At 70.8% G+C, this 15,644-nt stretch carries 14 protein-coding genes; all 14 read right to left on the minus strand.

Features of this window, described 5'->3' with window-relative positions; all coding sequences use genetic code 11:
• Position 1: 1 nt before the first annotated feature.
• Positions 2-1,150 carry a hypothetical protein gene (locus tag ABNQ40_RS28365; protein ID WP_109048415.1) on the minus strand — a complete coding sequence of 383 codons (1,149 nt, stop codon included), beginning with the start codon at positions 1,148-1,150 and terminating at the stop codon, positions 2-4.
• Positions 1,147-2,058: a hypothetical protein gene (locus ABNQ40_RS28370; RefSeq protein ID WP_109048416.1), complete on the minus strand. Its 912-nt coding sequence runs from the start codon at positions 2,056-2,058 to the stop codon at positions 1,147-1,149. The genes ABNQ40_RS28365 and ABNQ40_RS28370 overlap by 4 nt, the downstream gene beginning before the upstream one ends.
• 3 nt (positions 2,059-2,061) lie before the next feature.
• Positions 2,062-3,636: a hypothetical protein gene (locus ABNQ40_RS28375; RefSeq protein WP_109048417.1), complete on the minus strand. Its 1,575-nt coding sequence runs from the start codon at positions 3,634-3,636 to the stop codon at positions 2,062-2,064.
• Entirely contained in the window at positions 3,636-10,436 is a 6,801-nt protein-coding gene (locus ABNQ40_RS28380; protein ID WP_109048418.1) for a tape measure protein, read from the minus strand. Before ABNQ40_RS28380 ends, ABNQ40_RS28375 begins: the two co-directional genes overlap by 1 nt.
• A gap of 30 nt (positions 10,437-10,466) precedes the next feature.
• Complete coding sequence (locus ABNQ40_RS28385) at positions 10,467-10,712, minus strand: hypothetical protein (RefSeq protein WP_109048419.1); 246 nt, start codon at positions 10,710-10,712, stop codon at positions 10,467-10,469.
• 23 nt (positions 10,713-10,735) lie between these two features.
• Entirely contained in the window at positions 10,736-11,125 is a 390-nt protein-coding gene (locus ABNQ40_RS28390; protein ID WP_109048420.1) for a hypothetical protein, read from the minus strand.
• 72 nt (positions 11,126-11,197) lie between these two features.
• On the minus strand, positions 11,198-11,674 hold the full coding sequence (locus ABNQ40_RS28395; protein ID WP_109048421.1) for a hypothetical protein: 477 nt from the start codon (positions 11,672-11,674) through the stop codon (positions 11,198-11,200).
• Between the two features lie 91 nt (positions 11,675-11,765).
• Positions 11,766-12,185 carry a hypothetical protein gene (locus ABNQ40_RS28400; RefSeq protein WP_109048422.1) on the minus strand — a complete coding sequence of 140 codons (420 nt, stop codon included), beginning with the start codon at positions 12,183-12,185 and terminating at the stop codon, positions 11,766-11,768.
• On the minus strand, positions 12,185-12,487 hold the full coding sequence (locus ABNQ40_RS28405) for a hypothetical protein (protein WP_109048423.1): 303 nt from the start codon (positions 12,485-12,487) through the stop codon (positions 12,185-12,187). Before ABNQ40_RS28405 ends, ABNQ40_RS28400 begins: the two co-directional genes overlap by 1 nt.
• A gap of 6 nt (positions 12,488-12,493) precedes the next feature.
• Entirely contained in the window at positions 12,494-12,823 is a 330-nt protein-coding gene (locus ABNQ40_RS28410) for a hypothetical protein (protein WP_109048424.1), read from the minus strand.
• A 3-nt stretch (positions 12,824-12,826) separates the two neighbouring features.
• Entirely contained in the window at positions 12,827-13,852 is a 1,026-nt protein-coding gene (locus ABNQ40_RS28415) for a major capsid protein (RefSeq protein ID WP_109048425.1), read from the minus strand.
• Between the two features lie 11 nt (positions 13,853-13,863).
• Positions 13,864-14,223 (minus strand): head decoration protein, encoded by a 360-nt coding sequence (locus ABNQ40_RS28420; RefSeq protein ID WP_109048426.1) that lies wholly within the window; start codon positions 14,221-14,223, stop codon positions 13,864-13,866.
• Positions 14,220-14,792 (minus strand): hypothetical protein, encoded by a 573-nt coding sequence (locus ABNQ40_RS28425; RefSeq protein ID WP_109048427.1) that lies wholly within the window; start codon positions 14,790-14,792, stop codon positions 14,220-14,222. Before ABNQ40_RS28425 ends, ABNQ40_RS28420 begins: the two co-directional genes overlap by 4 nt.
• Entirely contained in the window at positions 14,789-15,637 is an 849-nt protein-coding gene (locus ABNQ40_RS28430) for a S49 family peptidase (protein WP_109048428.1), read from the minus strand. Before ABNQ40_RS28430 ends, ABNQ40_RS28425 begins: the two co-directional genes overlap by 4 nt.
• Positions 15,638-15,644: the final 7 nt, after the last annotated feature.

The raw sequence follows: 15,644 nt of genomic DNA on the forward strand, positions 1-15,644 counted from the left end.
CTCAGGCCCCCCTGGCGATGCTGTAATAGAACTTCCCGTCACTGTAGACTTTGCCAACGGCGAAGTTCGTTTTTCCCGCACCCGTGTTTGCTGACGTGCCGCCCACATTGACGCAGTTGCCGCCAAAGGACATCACCCGCCCACCTGTGGCGTCCTGTGTCCACTTGACAGAGACTTGTTGCGCCTTACCCGCCCCCGGCACGCCGGTTGGGTTGCCGATGACAGCCGCGGCGGAGATGGTGCCGCAATCGAACTCCACCCCAGCCACGCAGTCCAGAGTGAACACGCCGCCCACGTTGTTCAGGGTGACCACCGACACGGTCATACCCCTGTAGAAGTGCAGCACACCGTTGGCCGCCGTGCGGAACACCTCGACACCGGACACCACGAAGCCCAGCACTCCCGCGGCCGAGCGGTAGAAGCCGCTCGTTGCCTCCCCGATCCGCAGGCCCAGATTGGCGGCATCCACTCCGGCGAAGGTCTGCAGCCAGCCGGTCAGCGTTCCGCCGACCTTCGCAAGATAGCCCGCCGGATCGAAGGTCTGCGCCGCCGCGGCAGAGGCCGCCGCCGCCGATGCGCTGTTGGCCGCATTGCCGGCACTGGTGGCTGCTGCCGACGCACTAGCCGCAGCCTCGCCGGCCTTCGTCGTCGCGGTCGATGCGGACCCGGCTGCGGCCGTCGCGGAACCGGCAGCCTCGCCCGCCTTGGTCGTGGCAATTCCCGCCTGCTGCGTCGCCGTCGTCGCAGAGGTCGCGGCGTTGCCCTCGCTGGTGGCAGCCGCCAGCTTGGAGGCATTGGCCGCGGTGGCGCTGCTGCCGGCAGCCGTAGCACTGCTGGCCGCAGCGGTGGCCGAGCCCGCGGCGTTGCCCGCGCTGGTGGCGGCTGCAACCTTGGACGCATTGGCCGCGGTGGCGCTGCCGGCGGCGGCGGTGGCCGACGCGGCGGCATTGCCTTCGCTGGTGGAGGCCGCGCTCAGGGCATCGCCCACGCCGGTGCCCACCGTGCCGATGTCCTGGATGCAAGGGTCCCAGTTATCGGCCATGCCACCCACACCGGTGAGGCCGCCCGGGTTCTGTGCCGTCTTCTCGTTGCCGTTGTAGTAGGTCAGCAGCCGCTGGGCCGCCGCCAGCATGTTGGCCAGCGTCGTCATGTCGTCACCTCACCAAGGGAAATCGTGGCGGCGCTGTGCAGGTCGTTCAGATACTTCTGGCTGAAGTCCTCGATGACCTGGAAAAGCCCGCCATAGCGGTAGCAGTCGAAGGCACTGTCGGTGTCCGGTAGCCACACCGCCGGCCGGTCGGCGTCGAGGAAGTTGACCAGGTCGAACAGGCGGTCGCGGTCACCGGCCTCATTGACGGTGCGGTCGAGCGTGGCGGTGCGCCGGCCGCGGCCGGGTTCCACCGCCACCCCGCCGCCGGCCAGCTCGGTCACCGTGCCGCCGCGGCGGTAGCCTTCGGCCGACGCGCCGACATGGCGGTCGAATGCCAAGCTGTCGCCGGCCCAGCCGAAACCGATGCGATAGGCCTGCTCGGTCGTGCTGTAGCGGCTGCCGGTCACCCGGTAGGCCGGGCCGTAGACCGTCCAGCGCAGCACCTGCGCGCTGCACAGCGGCATCGTCACATGGATGTTCGTCGGGTAACGCAGGAACTCCCGCGCGCCCAGCTGCCCCAGCACGGTGTTCTCACCGCCGAAGCGCAGGGTCTTCGGATCGTAGAGCCCGGGCAGCACTAGGCGGTCGATGCCGCTGGCGTGCTGGGTGGTGAAGGCCAGCGAGGTCCGCCCGCTGGTCTTGAAGGCCTCCAGCCGGATGCGGCCGGTCTTCCACAGGTTGGTGCGGTAGAGCCCGGCATAGGTCAGGTCGACCGGCCGCTCCCACTCCCACTCCAGCACCACCGGCTGGTCCCGGGTGCCGATGCGGGTGGACACCGCGGCGTCCACCAGCGGCAGCGTCTTCACCGCATCGAGCGGCGCCGTTGCCGCCCAATCGGCAGCCGTGCCGGTGATGGCGCAATCCTGTTCCGACAGCTCGTTGATGTGGGCCAGAAGTCCGGTGGCCATGGCTCACCGCGCCACATAGAGGGTGGCGCCGCCGGTCCGGTCGGCGATGGTCCGGCCATAGACCACCACCGGCGCCCCATCGGCAAAGCCGGCGATGTCGTCCTCCACCGTCACGGTGTCGCCGATCCAGATGCCGGGCGCTCCGTCCAGCGCTGGCAGCTCGTACAGCGTCGGCGGCGCCGACAGCTCGGCCACCCAGGCCGGCAACTCGGCCGCGGCGTCGGCGCTGAAGGTCAGGACCGTCTTGATCGTGGCCACCTTGGCCGAGCTTCCCCAGGCGGCAGCGATCGCCGCGTCGGTGGCGGACGGCACCTCGATCCATTCCTGGGTCCAGCGGGTGGCGTCGGCCGCGGTGGCGTCGGTGGCGGCGCTGCTGGAGGGGCTGGGGTTGTGGGCGCAGCGCACCACCACCTGTTTGGCCGGCGGGTTGTGCTGGCCCTCGACATACTGCAGGCCCGTGGTGGTGCCGGCGGCGCTGCTGTAGGCGCGGACAGCCACCGCCGCGGTCGGGCGGGGAACCCGCGTCACCACCAGCTGGCCGGCGGTGCCGACATACCAGCCGCCGCGCGGCACGCTGCCGACGAACTTGGCATAGGCGGCGGCATGGGTGGTGCTGTCGCCGGCGGCGAGGAAGAGCCCCACTGTGCGCGGGATGGCGTCCATGCCGGCGCTGTCCACCGTGCTGGCCAGCCCGGTGCCGGTGGCGAGAGCGGCGATCAGCTCCCCGATGGTGCGGCGGTAGACGCCGGCGAACTTGCGGCCCAGCACCTCGACGCGGAAGTCGGCATATTTCACCGTGGTGGTGACGATCCCGCTGGCGAGGTCGACCGTGAAGTGCGCGTTGTCCGCCGGCGTGGCGCCGCTCTGCTTTGCCACCCCGACACCGGAAGACCAGCCCCGCGGCACGTCCTGCACAGGCTTGCCGCCGCCGACGGACCAGCGGTGGAAGCCATCGATGATGCCGAGATAGGTCGGCCGCGCCATCGGGCAGTGCCCCAGCGGCAGCTCCTTCAGCGTGTCCTTCAGCTCGGCCGGCCCTTCATAGCCGCCGGTGCCCTTGTAGCGCTCGGTCTGGATCGGCGTGTCGTAGTCGAGGCGGGAGTCGTAGATCGGCAGGGCGATCTCGGTGCGCTTGGGCTTGGGCTGACCGACCCGGGCGGTCCAGATGGTCACCGCCTCGGCCAGCGGCGCCCCGTCTTCGATCTCCCGCTCGGTCACCGCCTGGATGACATAGTCGCCGGTCAGCAGCAGGTTGAGCGGCCGGTCATCGAGGGCGAGGCGCAGCCAGGCGCCGGTGTCGAGGTTCTGCACGGTGGCGAAGCGCTGTCCCGGGTTGCGCGAGGTCTCGTTGCGCAGCACCAGGTCGCCGATCCGCAGCTCGGCCTGCCCGTCCGCGGCGCCCAGGCTGCCGATCGACACCGACGCGTCGGCGCCGGCAGTCACCAGCGGCAGCCATGTGACGTTCGGCGGGCTGTCGGCCGGGCCGGACTGATAGCCGGGGAAGGTGGCCAGCGGCAGCCGGTGGCGGTGGCCGCTGGGGCGGTGGAACAGGGTCAGGTCGACAAGACGCACCTTCATCAGGCGGCCCTCCGGGTGTTGGCGAGTTTGCGGGGCAGGTCGCTGGTGGCCGCCTCGACGCGGGCCAGCAGGGCGGCGGCATCGGCACCGATGCGGGCGCGCTGGGTGAGGGCGTCGCGGCCGAGCGAGCGGACCTCGTCGCGCAGGCCCTCCACCGCCTCCAGCAGCTCGGCCACACCGGCGCCGCCGGCATCGAGGTCGGGGCGGCGGAAGGAGACCGTCGGCGCCGGCGGAGCAAAACCGTTCACCGCGGCGTCGAAGGCCGACGCAATCCGCAGGCTGTCGGCGCTGGATGCCACCGCCGCTCCGCCGCCCTGCCACAGCAGCTCCGGCCCGCGTTCCCCCACCCACACGGCGCCCGGCGGCGTGGCCAGGGTGCCGGTGGCAAAGCCCGGGATGCCGGCGCCGTGGGCCTGCGCCCGCACCGCCGCCTCGAAGGCGGACTGGTGCCCCAGCTTCACCCAGGCGTTCAGCCCGCTGTCGAGTCCGCCGTCGTAACCGGCGGCGCGGACGGCGGCGAGCTGCTGCGCCTGGGTCAGCGCGCCCCAGGCGCGGCCGACGTCGTCCGGTGCGCCATAGCGTGCCCCGCCGGCGATGGCGGTGACATTGGCGCCGAAGGTGGTGGCGCGCTGGGTGGAGGTGGCCAGCCAGAGATTGAAGGCCTCGTCCAGCTGGCCGCCCCAGCCCATGGCCCGAGCGATGCCGTGCTGCTGCTCGGCCGACAGCCCGTCCCAGGCCGACTGCACCGCCGCCGGCGCGCTGTAATGCGGCCGGTTGTCGCTGCTGTTGGTCAGCGTCATCAGCGGTGTCAGTGCTGCCTGCCAGACGGCGTAAGACTGGTCCATGACGTCGCGCAGGCTGGACAGGCTGCCCAGTTGCCGCTGCCCGATCGCCGCGGCCTCGGCCCGGGCCTTCTGCAGCTCCTTCAGCTGGTCCTGCGCCACCTGCAGATCCTGGGTGGCGGTGTCGAGGCTCAGCCCGCCGGTGTCGCCCAGCTCGGCGAAGACCTTGTCCACCTTGTCGAACAGCACCGACGCGGTGCCGCCGCTGGCCGCCTTCTCCAGCGCCACCAGGGTGGGACCCACCTGCAGCAGGGTCTGCCGGGCGGTGTCCTTGTCGGCATCGGTCGAGCCGCTGTCCTTCAGTACGGCATAGGCGGCGTCGAAGCGGTCGCTTGCCTCCTTGATCTTCTGCCGCGGCGCCAACGGCGAGTCGTCGCCCTCGCGCAGGGCGGCGCGGGCATCCTTGAACTGCTGGGCGGCCTGCAGCAGGGCGATAGCGCCGGACTGGATGGAGTCGACCACCTCCTGTTTGGCGGCGATCTCGCGGTCGTAGGCGTCCAGCAGGTCCTGCTGTGCCAGGGTGAAGGCTTGGCTCGCCCGCTCGGCCGCCTGCACCAGGCGCAGCTGGGTGGTGTCGTAGCCGGCCGCCTTGGCATCGGCCAGGGCTGCCGCCTGCTGGGCGTCCAGAGCGATCAGCCCGGCGCCGCGGTTGTTGCCGAGCGCCGCAACCATCCGGCTGGCGATGTCGGTCTGGTAGGAGGCGAGCGCCTTGGCCTTTTCCGCCGCCGTCTGGGCGGCGTCGGCGCTGTCCTGCCACGCCTGGGTCAGATACCCCACCATGGCGGTGTACTGGTCACCGCTGATGGTGCCGTCGTAGAGCGCAGCGTTCAGCCGGCCCAGCGCCGCCCGCTCGGCCTCGATGGTCAGCGTGCCGCCGGACGCTGCCTTCTCCACCCCGTCGATGACGCCGGCCAGTCCGGCAACCGCTGCTTTCGTGCGGTCGAGGCCCAGCCTCTGCAGCCGGTCCAGCGCGCTGGTTTTGGCGTTGGGGTCGATCAGCGCCTCGATGGCGACCGCGCCCTGCCGCTGAACATAGGCCACCGCGTCGGCGTAGCTGTCCTGCAGCTTCTTCGTGTAGCGCGCCGCCAGCTCGGCCACCTCGCCGGTGGTGTAGCCCAGCGACAGCAGCGCCGGCCGGAACTGCTCGAACTCGATCTCGGCCTGCCTGGTCGCCGCGGCCATGCCCACCAGCGGCTTGGTCGCCGGGCCGAGACCCATCATCGCCTCGATGCCCTTGCGGGCGGCGGCGGTCAGCTCGGTCTCGGTCGCCAGTCCCAGCTCGCTGGCCTTGCTCCGCCAATCGGTGATGTTGGTCTTGACCTGGTCGCCGATCGCCTTGGCATTCTCGGTGAAGGTCTTCAGCAGGTTGTTCGTCGGATCCAGGCTGGCGTTCATCACGTCGAGCTGCTGACGAAAGCCGGCGGCGAAGCCCAGGTCGTTGGCCAGATCCTCGGCCTTGGTCGCCTTGGAGGTGCTCAGCGCCGTCTTCACGTCATCGTTGACGCCGGTCAGCTGGCCGGTGCCGATCAGCCCCTTCAGGCTTTCGCGCATGTAGAAGGCGATGGCCTCGTTCTGGTCGGTGAACGCGGTCTTCTGCCCGGCCTTGTCCCCCACGGTCGGGGTGACGTACCACTTGCCGTCCTTGGCGAACTGCTGAATGAGCGCCGTGTTTGCACCGTCACCACCGGTCAGCTTGCCGCCGATCCCCGACACGATGGCGTTCATCGACGCTGCAACGGCGTCGGTCACCTGCTGCATCTGGCCAGCGTCGGCACCGTTGTCCGCCAGGGCGGTGTCGGTGCGGAACCCACCCTTGCCGTTCAGGACGATGTTGCCCGAGCTGTTGGGACCGACGGTGGCCTTCTGGGTGCCCAGCATGCCCATGATGCCACCGACCACCGCGCCGATCGCCAGCCCGATCGGCCCGCCGATGGCGCCCAAGCCCATGTAGGCGGCGAGTGCCGACGCACCGGCGCCCAATGCCGCGCCGGACAGGCCACCGACAACCTTGCTGTTGGTCGCCGTTCCGGCCATGCCGCCCAACATGCCACCGAACGCACCGGCGCCCGCCGCACCCAGATAGGCGGACAGGCCGCCGGTGATGCCAGCCCCTGATACGCCGCTTGCAGAGCCGGTGTAGAGGGTGTTGGCCGCTGCTGTGTTGCCAGCTGCCGCTACGCCAGTCGCCGCATTGGCACTCGCCGCCCCGGTGATGGGGGCCGCAGTTGCCGCCGTGATGCTGGCAGGGGCGGCGGCAGCCCATCCGCCGACAGTCCCGATGCCGAGCGTGCTGTAGCCAAAGCTGTCGATCAGGCCGCCGAGGCCGCCGGACCCACCGATGCCGAGCTTGTCCATCGCCCAGCCGGCGCCCTTCGACAAGGCGGTGTTGGTCAGGCTGCCGGTCAGGCCGCTACCCTGCCCTGCCTGTCCCGTTTGCCCGCTGCTGCCGCCGCTGAAGAAATCGAACACGGTGGGCAGGTTGCTGCCCATCACCCAGTTCTTGATCGGGTTGATGAGCGCCATCTTCAGAGCGAGTTGCTGCAACTCCACGCTGACGGTGCCGATGGCGTCGGCCCAGGACATCGTCGATTTGCCGGCGGCGGACAGCTTCTGCAGGATGGCGTCGAAGCTGCGGTCGCCGAACTGCTCCAACTCCTGGTAGGCGGCGTTGGTCCGCTCCAGCGCCAGGTTCTGCCGGGCGAGCGCTTCGGCGTTGGCCAGATAGGCCTGCCCTTCCCGGCTGGCGGCGTCGATGTTGCGGTCGCGCAGGTCGATCAGCGCCTGGGTGCGCGCCAGCTCCACCGCCCGCATCTCGGCCGACGCGCCGATCAGCTCAAGCTGCTTCTGTCCCAGCTCCAGCTGGTCGCGCTGCTGCTGAAGCATCGGCCCGGCCGCCGCGGCCGACTCCAGCTGCTGCGCCTGGGTCAGCAGCTCGACGTAATGGGCCTTGGCCTCATTGTAGCGCTGGGTGCCCTCCTCGCCTTCCTTCAGCGCCAGCGTGTGGGCCTGCTCGGCCACCTCGGCCGCCTTGACCGCCTTCGGCCCCTGCTCGTAGGCATCCATCAGCGCCCGGGCCGAGCGGATGCGGTCCTGGATCGGCTGGTCGGCGTCCTTGCGCAGCTGCTGGACGGTCAGCGCCTCCACCCGCGCCTCGGCCGCGGCGGCGGCATCGCCGTAGCCCTTCAGCCCGGCCGCCGCCACGCGGTTGGCCGCCGCTGCCGCGCGCTGGGCGGCCTCGCCCTTGCCGGCGGCCGCGGTCAGCCGCTGCTGGGCGGCGACGTCCATGGTGAGCTGGGTGACCTGCGCCCCGACCTCGCCGGCCAGCTCGGCCCGCGCCTTGCGCAGCAGCTGGGTGCGGGTGCTGCCCTCCTGCGCCGGGTCGAGGCCCTCGCGCAGCCGCTTGGCCACCTCCACCTCGACCTCGGCCGCCTTGACCGTCGCCGGATTGCCCGATGCCCGCGCCCGAGCCAGCTTTTCGGTGGCGTCGGCCTCCAGCGTCAGCAGCCGCACCGCTTCCGCCGACTCCGCCGGGACGATCTGGCTCTTCAGCCGGCCGCGCACGACGTCGCGCTGGGCGTCCCAGGTCTGATAGGCGGTGTCGTCGGAGGACCGGCCGCGATCCTGCAGGCCGGTGACGACGGGGGTTTTCTGCTCGGGCGGCGGCCCGACCATCTCCCCGACCCGCCGCTCCAGCCCTTCGGGCAGCGAGAGGGTCCAGCTCTTGGCCCCAAGCTCGGCCAGCTTGGAGGCCACCCCACCCACGGCCGAGCCCAGCCCGGTGAACCGCGAGGCGGCGGTGTCGGCAGTCTGTCCGGCGGCGAGCACCGCCTTGGCCGCCTCGTCCGCCGGGTTGGTCAGCAGCGCCAGCCGGGCGGCCAGCTCCTTCGCCGTCCTGGACGCGGCTTCCGCCTTGGTCGCCGGATCGGCCAGACGCTGCGCCAGATCCAGCAGCGGCTTGCCGGCGGCGCCGGCGTTGCGCCCGACCTCGTCCAGCATGCGCACCAGGTTGGCGATCGCCTCCGGATCGTCGGCCGCGGCCGAGCGGAAGGCCTGGAACGCGATGCGCAGCCGGTCCACCTGGTCGGCAGCCAGCCCCATCTGCTCGTACACCCGGGCCGAGCTGGCGGTGTCGGTCGAGACGTTCCAGTCGCCCGACACCGGCCGCGCCACCGAATCCGGGCGGTAGACCGCTGCCGACGCGGCACTGCGCTGGGCGGCGATCGCCTTGGCCTGCTCGGCCAGGGCCTCGTCCAGCTTGATCCGGGTGACCGCCCGCATGCTGTCCGACAGGCGCCCGTACTGGGTGGCCAGCTGCTCGACGTCCGCGGCGGAGTCCTTCACCACGTCCTGGGCAGCGCGCTGCGCATGTTCGAAGCTGTCGGCCGCCTCTTCGGCCGCCGTGGTGCGGGTGGCGAAGAAAGCCACCGCCGCGGCACCGGCCAGCAATGCCGCCCCCCACGGTCCGCCGACCACCCCGAGCATGCCGGCGCCGGCGGCCTTTACCCCGTTCCAGGCCGCGGTCAGCAGCGAGGCGCGCTGCGCCAGGGCGATGCTCGCCGCATTGGCGCTCACCGCCATGGTGGTGAGGTGGGCGTCGGCGACCACCACGGCCTCGCCGGCCGCCGCGGTGGCGAGCTGGGCGGCGCGCAGCCGGGCCAGCGAGGCCATCTTTTCGGCGTCGGCGGCAATCGAGGCCTCGCGCGCCATCACCACGGTGGCCTCGGCGTCGCGCTCCGTCGCAAGCGCCTTGGCCAGCACATAGACGTTGGTGGTGAGCGCCGTCTTGGCCCGGGCCGACGTCAGCGCCGATTCTGCCGCGGCAAGGTTGCCGGCGGCGGTCCCTGCCACCGCCGACTTGGCCGCGAACTCCGCCTCGGCCGCCTGCACCGTCGCAACCGTGGCGGTCCGGGCCGTCTGCGCCCGGATCAGGTCCTGCGCTGCTGCCAGCTTCTCGGCATTGGCCGCCTCGGCCGTGGCCACCGCCTTGGCATAGAGGGCGACGCGCTGGTCGTCGATGGCCTGGGTGACCGCGGCAATGCCGGTCGGCATCATGCGCGCCGCGGCGATGGCGCCCAGCGCCAGGGCAGCGCCGCCGGCGGCCTTGGTCACCGCATCGAGGTTGTCGGCCAGCACCAGGATGCCGGAGGAAATGCCGGCGGTCAGCCCCACCGCTTGGTTCATCTGGCCGATCTGGCGCTGGGCGGTGTTGGCCAGCACCGTCAGGCTGTCGGACACCGTGGTGGCGATGTGGCCGAACTCGGTGTCGATGGCGGTGCTCTGCTTCAGCAGCGCATTCACCACCGTGTCGGCGGTCAGAGCCCCCTGCTCGGCCAGCGACTTCAGGGCGCCGCGCGGCACGCCCAGCCCATCGGCCAGGGCCTTGGCCAGCCGCGGCGAGGCCTCCATCACCGAATTGAACTCGTCGCCACGCAGCACGCCGCTGGCCATCGCCTGCGACAGCTGCACCAGGGCGCCGGCGGCGGTGCCGGCCTCGGTGCCCGAGATCTTGAAGGTCTTGGAGATGGTCTCGGTCAGCCGGATCACCTGCCCCTGGGACTTGCCCATGGTGAGGGCGGCATCGGCCAGCGAGGTGTAGAGCCCGACTGTCGGTTCCATGGCCGAACGGGCGCGCTGGGCGGCCTGGAACAGCTGCTCCTGAACCGCCACCGCCTTTTCGCCGGCACCGGCATAGAGCGCGATCTTCGAGGCGGACAGACTCCAGGCGTCGGCCGCCCTGATCGCCTCACCCGCACCCTGCGCCAGTCCGATGCCGGCGATCACGCCGGCAACGCGGCCGGCGGCACTGCCCAGCGCATCGAAGCTGGAGGATGCCCGGCGCACGGAGCCGTCGACGCGGCCGGCGAACTGGTCGACGCGGGCTTCCGCCTGCGACAGCACCCGCCGCAGGCCAGAGTCGTCCGCACCGACCGGCACCATCATGCCGGGGAAATCAGCCATGCCGGTCTCCGGAAACGAAAAGGGCGCCGGTCACCCGGCGCCCCTGCCCTTGCCCATACCCATGTCAGGGTCCGGGCGCTTCAGGCCGAACACGGCCCGCGCCCGCTCCTTCAGCTCCGCCGTGTCCTTGGGCTTGCGCTTCTGGCGCTTCGCCCCGGGGGTGGTGGCGGCGAGGAAATCGACCTTCCCGTCCATGGCCAGCTGGATGTCGGGGAACGGGGCGTCCAGCGCCTCGCTGCGCGACCATCCCAGCCAGCCGGTGGCGTACTGGAACATCCGGTCCACGTACTCCGCGAAGGTCAGCCGGCTTCCCCCGATGCGGCGGCCTCGCTGTCCGGCTCAGCCTTCCCGGCCTTGGCGGTGTCCGTCTTGGGCGCCTTGCCGCCGCCGGCGAGGAAATTCAGGAACAGCAGCACCTGCGGCGCGACGACGACGACACCCTCGGCGAAGATCGCCTCGGCGGTGGCCTCGGCCTGCTTGCCGACGCGGCCGGCGGCGGCGTTGACGACGTTCACCAGCGTGTCGAAGTCGAAGGCGTTGGTGTTGGTGAAGGCCTGCTGCAGCCCGCCATACAGGCGGCAGATGGTGCGCGAGGCGCGGACGTTGGCGAACAGCTCGACGTCTTCACCGTCGAGGCTGACGGTCATCACGCCGTGCGCGAAGCGCGGCGCCGTGCTGGGGACGGTCATGGCAGGATCTCGCTTTGGACGGGGAGAAGAGCCGGCAGCCAGGGTGGGCTGCCGGCGTCAGGGCACCGGCGCTTAGGGCGCGTCGGCCGCCACCTCGATCGGTTCGGCGTCGATTTCGAGGCCGACGCTGGCCTCGATCACCTTGTCGTTGCCGCCGATTTCGGTGGTGTAGGACATGACGTAGGCACGCAGGTAGATCGTGGTCGGCGTGCCGCCGTCGGGGGCATCGTCGAACTCGATCTTGATGTTGTAGGCGGCCTTGCGGTTCTTCGCCGCGGCGCGGATCGCCGTCTGGCCGGCGCCGGTCGGAACGCGGGCCAGCTTCAGCGTGCCAGAGCCATAGTCGACGGTGCCCTTCTTCTTATGGACGGCTCCGTCGCCCAGCGTCTTGTAGGTGACCTTCTCGAAGGTCTCACCGAAGGCGCCGATGTCCTCGATCTCCTCGACCTCGGTCCAGGCGAGCGCCTTATACTGGGCTTCGGTGGTGCACAGGGCGGTGGTGGAAAGGAACAGGCGCGTGCCGGCGCTCTGAACAGCGTTGCCGCTCATGGGAATGCCCCTCCTTCGGGCAAAGAAAAAGCCGCCCGGAAGCCGGGCGGCGGGGACGCTCCGGAAGCTCCGGAGGGCTCAGGCGTCGGACTCAGGCGTTGGGCTGGCCAAACGTGGTCTGGTAGGTCACGGCGAACTGCAGGCGGGTCACCCCGGCCTTCAACTCGCCACTGGTCAGGCGGTCGGTGACGGTGCGCACCAGCTCGATGCGATCCACCGTGCCGGCGAACTTGCCGCCGCCGGCGATCACCTGCTCGATGCGCAACGCCATGGCGTCGAGCTGGTCGTCCAGGTCGGCGCCGGCGCGGACGTAGCCGTCGACATAGAGGTCCATGCGCCGCAGTTGGCGCCGGCTCCCCATGGTGATTTCCTGCGTCGCCTCGTCGGGTGTGAACAGGCCGATGCAGGGCAGCGCGTCCGGCTGCAGCGGATCGTCCCGGTTGGCGGTGACTGGAGCGACGGAGGCAAGCGCCGTGGCGATGGCGGTGCGGATCCGGGTGCGCGGGTGCATCAGCGCGACTCCCGCAGCAGCAGAACGGTCATGCCCTGCCCGTCCGGCCGCGGCTCGGACACCGTGAAGGACAGGCCGCGCACCTCGACGACGGCGCCGGCGGGCACAGGCCCGCCCATGTCGGCGTCGACCACCGCCAGCGAGGTCATCAGGGTGGAGACCGGCCCGTCGTCGGTGTCCACCTGATAGTGTCGGCGGTCGAAGATGCCGGTGACGGTGAGGTCGGAGCGGCCGGGCCGGCGGATCACCGCCGGCTCACCGAAGGCGCCGACACAGGCGGCATTGAGGTCATCGAAGACCATGGCCGATCACCCCTGCAGAGCGGCCCAGGCCCGGTCACGCTGGTCGGCGGTGATGTCCGCCGCCAGCAGCTCGCCCAGCGCCTTCAGGTCCGGCTTGCCGCCCTTGAAGTGCTTGGCATTCGCCGGGTCCAGCTTGCCGATCGCCGCGATGATGCGGTCGAGCGGCAGTTCCTCCACCCCGGCCGCGTCGCCGGCCTTCACCCAGCGGGCGAAGCCGCGGGCCACCAGGGAAGCGGCCTGTTCGTCCTCCGGGTCCTTGACCTCGATGACGGCCCCCGGCCGCAGCGCGGTCTCCTTGGCCACCTTCACGGTGACCAGCAGGCGCAGCTTGGCCATGGATCACCTCACCGTCGCGCACATGCAGGCGTTGGGACGCCGCGGGTAGACCAGCGGCGCCGACTGGCTCAGCAGCATACGCCGGCCCGGGTTCTCTTCGATCCAGCTCTTGGGGAAGACCTCCAGGGCCTGGTAGCCGGCGCGCGGGTCGAGGATGGCGCCATGGGCCTGGATGCCCTCCATGGCGCCGGTGGCGCCCAGCAGCACCGTGTAGTCCGGCAGCAGCTCCTTGGTGGCGCCATTGTCCTTGTACGTATCGTTGTACGTATAGAACTCAACCATCCCGATCCGGCCCTTGAACACCGGAGTGCCGGGTACGCCAGGCTGGAATCCCATCTGGACGATGGCAGCCTGCCCCAGCGTGCGGTCGAGCACCTTCTCCAGTTTGGGGTCAGCCTCGAACAGCGCCCAGGCCTTGGCGTCCATCACCACGACGTTGACCGCGGCACCGGACTTCCGCCCCACTAGGTCGATCCATTCCGACACGTCGGCATAGGGCGACACGCCGGACTCGCCCCAGCGGGCGCCGGCCGACAGCACCAGCGACAGATCGCCGTCACGCTGGAAGTCCACCAGGACCTCCGGATAATCGTCGCCCTTCACCACGCACTTGCCGGTGCGCAGGACCTCGGCCGCCATCACCTCCTTGCGGCGCAGGATCTGGGTCAGCTGGCGCTGCAGCTTGGCGCCCAGGATGGCCTGCTCGCGGGCGCCGGCCGATAGGGTGCCGGTCAGCGGCTCGCCGGCCAGCCGGCGCAGCGGCTCGCCCGGCTTGATGTCGTGCAGCGGCTTCACATAGGCCGGGGCGAACATCCGGGTTTCATAGCCAGTGTCCGACCCGACGCGGCCGGCGGCGAGCGGCGAAACGAAGGGGGCGATCTCGATGTCATCGACCTCGACGTCGAAGATGATCTTTTCATCGTCGCTGAAGCTGGCCAGCGGGAAGAACATGTTCAGCAGGAAGCGGGGGGCCTTGGCGCGCAGCGACTGCAGCACCCCCAGCATGGCAAGGGTCGAATAGATGTCCATGGGTGGGGCCCTCAGAGGAAGATCGACAGGTCGCGCAGCGCGTCGGCCGCCGACGCGGCGGAGTGGCCGGCGCCGAAGGTCAGCTGGTCCGGGTTGAACTCGCCGCTGAAATAGGCGATGGCCTCGACGTCGCCGGCGGTGGCATCGACCGGTTCGGCCAGGATGGCGCAGGGCTTCTCGGTGCCGTCGTTGGCCATGGCCACCGACAGGACGAAGCGCTTGGTGCCGCCGGTGCGGCCGAGCACGGCACCGGCGGGCAGCGCACCGACGCCGCTGGCAACGGTCACCAGCCGGGTGATGCGCGGAAAGTCGCCGCCGATCAGGGACGGCAGCGGCTGATTGCTCTGGGAGGAGAAACTGGCGGAGGTCATCGGGTGCCGTCCTTCTTCGGAATGAGACCGACAGCGGCCATGCTGGCCAGCACCGCGGCGGCGGCCTTCTGGTCGTCGCTCAGGGTGGCGGTGTCGGTCGAGGCGCCGATGGTCGGGTTGGGGTGGGCGTCCATGGCGGCGAGCGCCAGGGGGTTGCCGGTAGAGGCACCGGGCACGGTGGCCCCGATGGGTGCAGCCTCCATCGCGGCGCAGGCGGCCTCGACCGTCAGGTCGGTGTTGAAGGCCAGATGCGCGGCGAGCTGGACGCGGCCGGCGGCGGCAGGGGCTGCGAAGATAGCGGCGCAGCGCTCACGCTCACCGGGGGCGTCGGCCTGCTGGCCGGTAGCATTCTTATCGCCCCCGTCGCCATTGCTGGGCGCGTCGTCGTCTTCGCCGTCTTTCGGCTTGTCCTTGCCCTTGTCCTTCTGGTCGACATCGTCGCCGGCACCGGCCTGCGGCGTGGTGCCGCCGGTGCCGGCCTTGGTGCTGTCGGTGCCCGCCTGGGTCTCCCCGTCAGCCGCCTTGGAGCGGCCGAAGGGGTTCAGGTGAGCGAAGCTGAACGTCTTCACTGAGTGTCCCTCACATGATCCACCAAGGCCGAAAAGGCCCGGTCGGGTGGCAGGACCGCATCGGCCAGCCCAAGGCGCACGGCCTCGGCGGTGCCGACCGGCCCCTCAAAGCAGCGGGCCTCGGTGGCGAGGACCGCCGCCACGTCCAGCCCGCGGGCGCGGGCGACGGTTTCGGCGAAGAGCTGGCGCAGCGCATCGACCTGCCCCTGCCACTCGGCACGCACCGCCTCGGGCAGCACGGCATAGGGGTGACCGTCGGTCTTGTGTGCGCCGGACTGGACGATGGTCGGCTTCAGCCCGGCCTCCTCCAGCATGCGGGAATAATCCCAGTGCATCAGCCAGACACCGATCGAACCGACCCCACCGGTGCGCGGCACCGCGATGCTGTCGGCGGCACAGGCGATGGCGTAGGCGGCGGAATAGGCCTCTTCGCTGCAGATCGCCCCAACCGGCTTGCCCGTCGCCGTCTTCATGGCGACGATCCAGTCCACCAGGTCGAAACAGCCCTGCGCGATGCCGCCGCCGCTGTCGATGTCGAGGCAGACGGCGCGCACGTCCGGATCGGCGAAGGCATGCGCCAGTTGAAACCGCAGCCCGTCATAGCCGGTGACCCAGCTGCTGCCGATGTATCCCAGCTTGGGCACCAGCAGCCCGGCGACCGACACCACCGCCACACCCTGGTCGACCTCGTAGGGCCGGCGGGTGCCGTTGATCTCGCCCAGCCGGTAGCAGCCAGCCGGCAGCTCCCCGCCGGCGCGGTTCGCCTGGGTCAGCTGGACCATGCGCGCAGCCGCCGTCTCGGCCCAGGCTGGGGACACCAGCACGGGCTGCATCGTCTTCAGCATGTCGGGA

It is taken from the genome of Azospirillum sp. A23 (assembly GCF_042938965.1).
Lineage (GTDB): Bacteria > Pseudomonadota > Alphaproteobacteria > Azospirillales > Azospirillaceae > Azospirillum > Azospirillum melinis.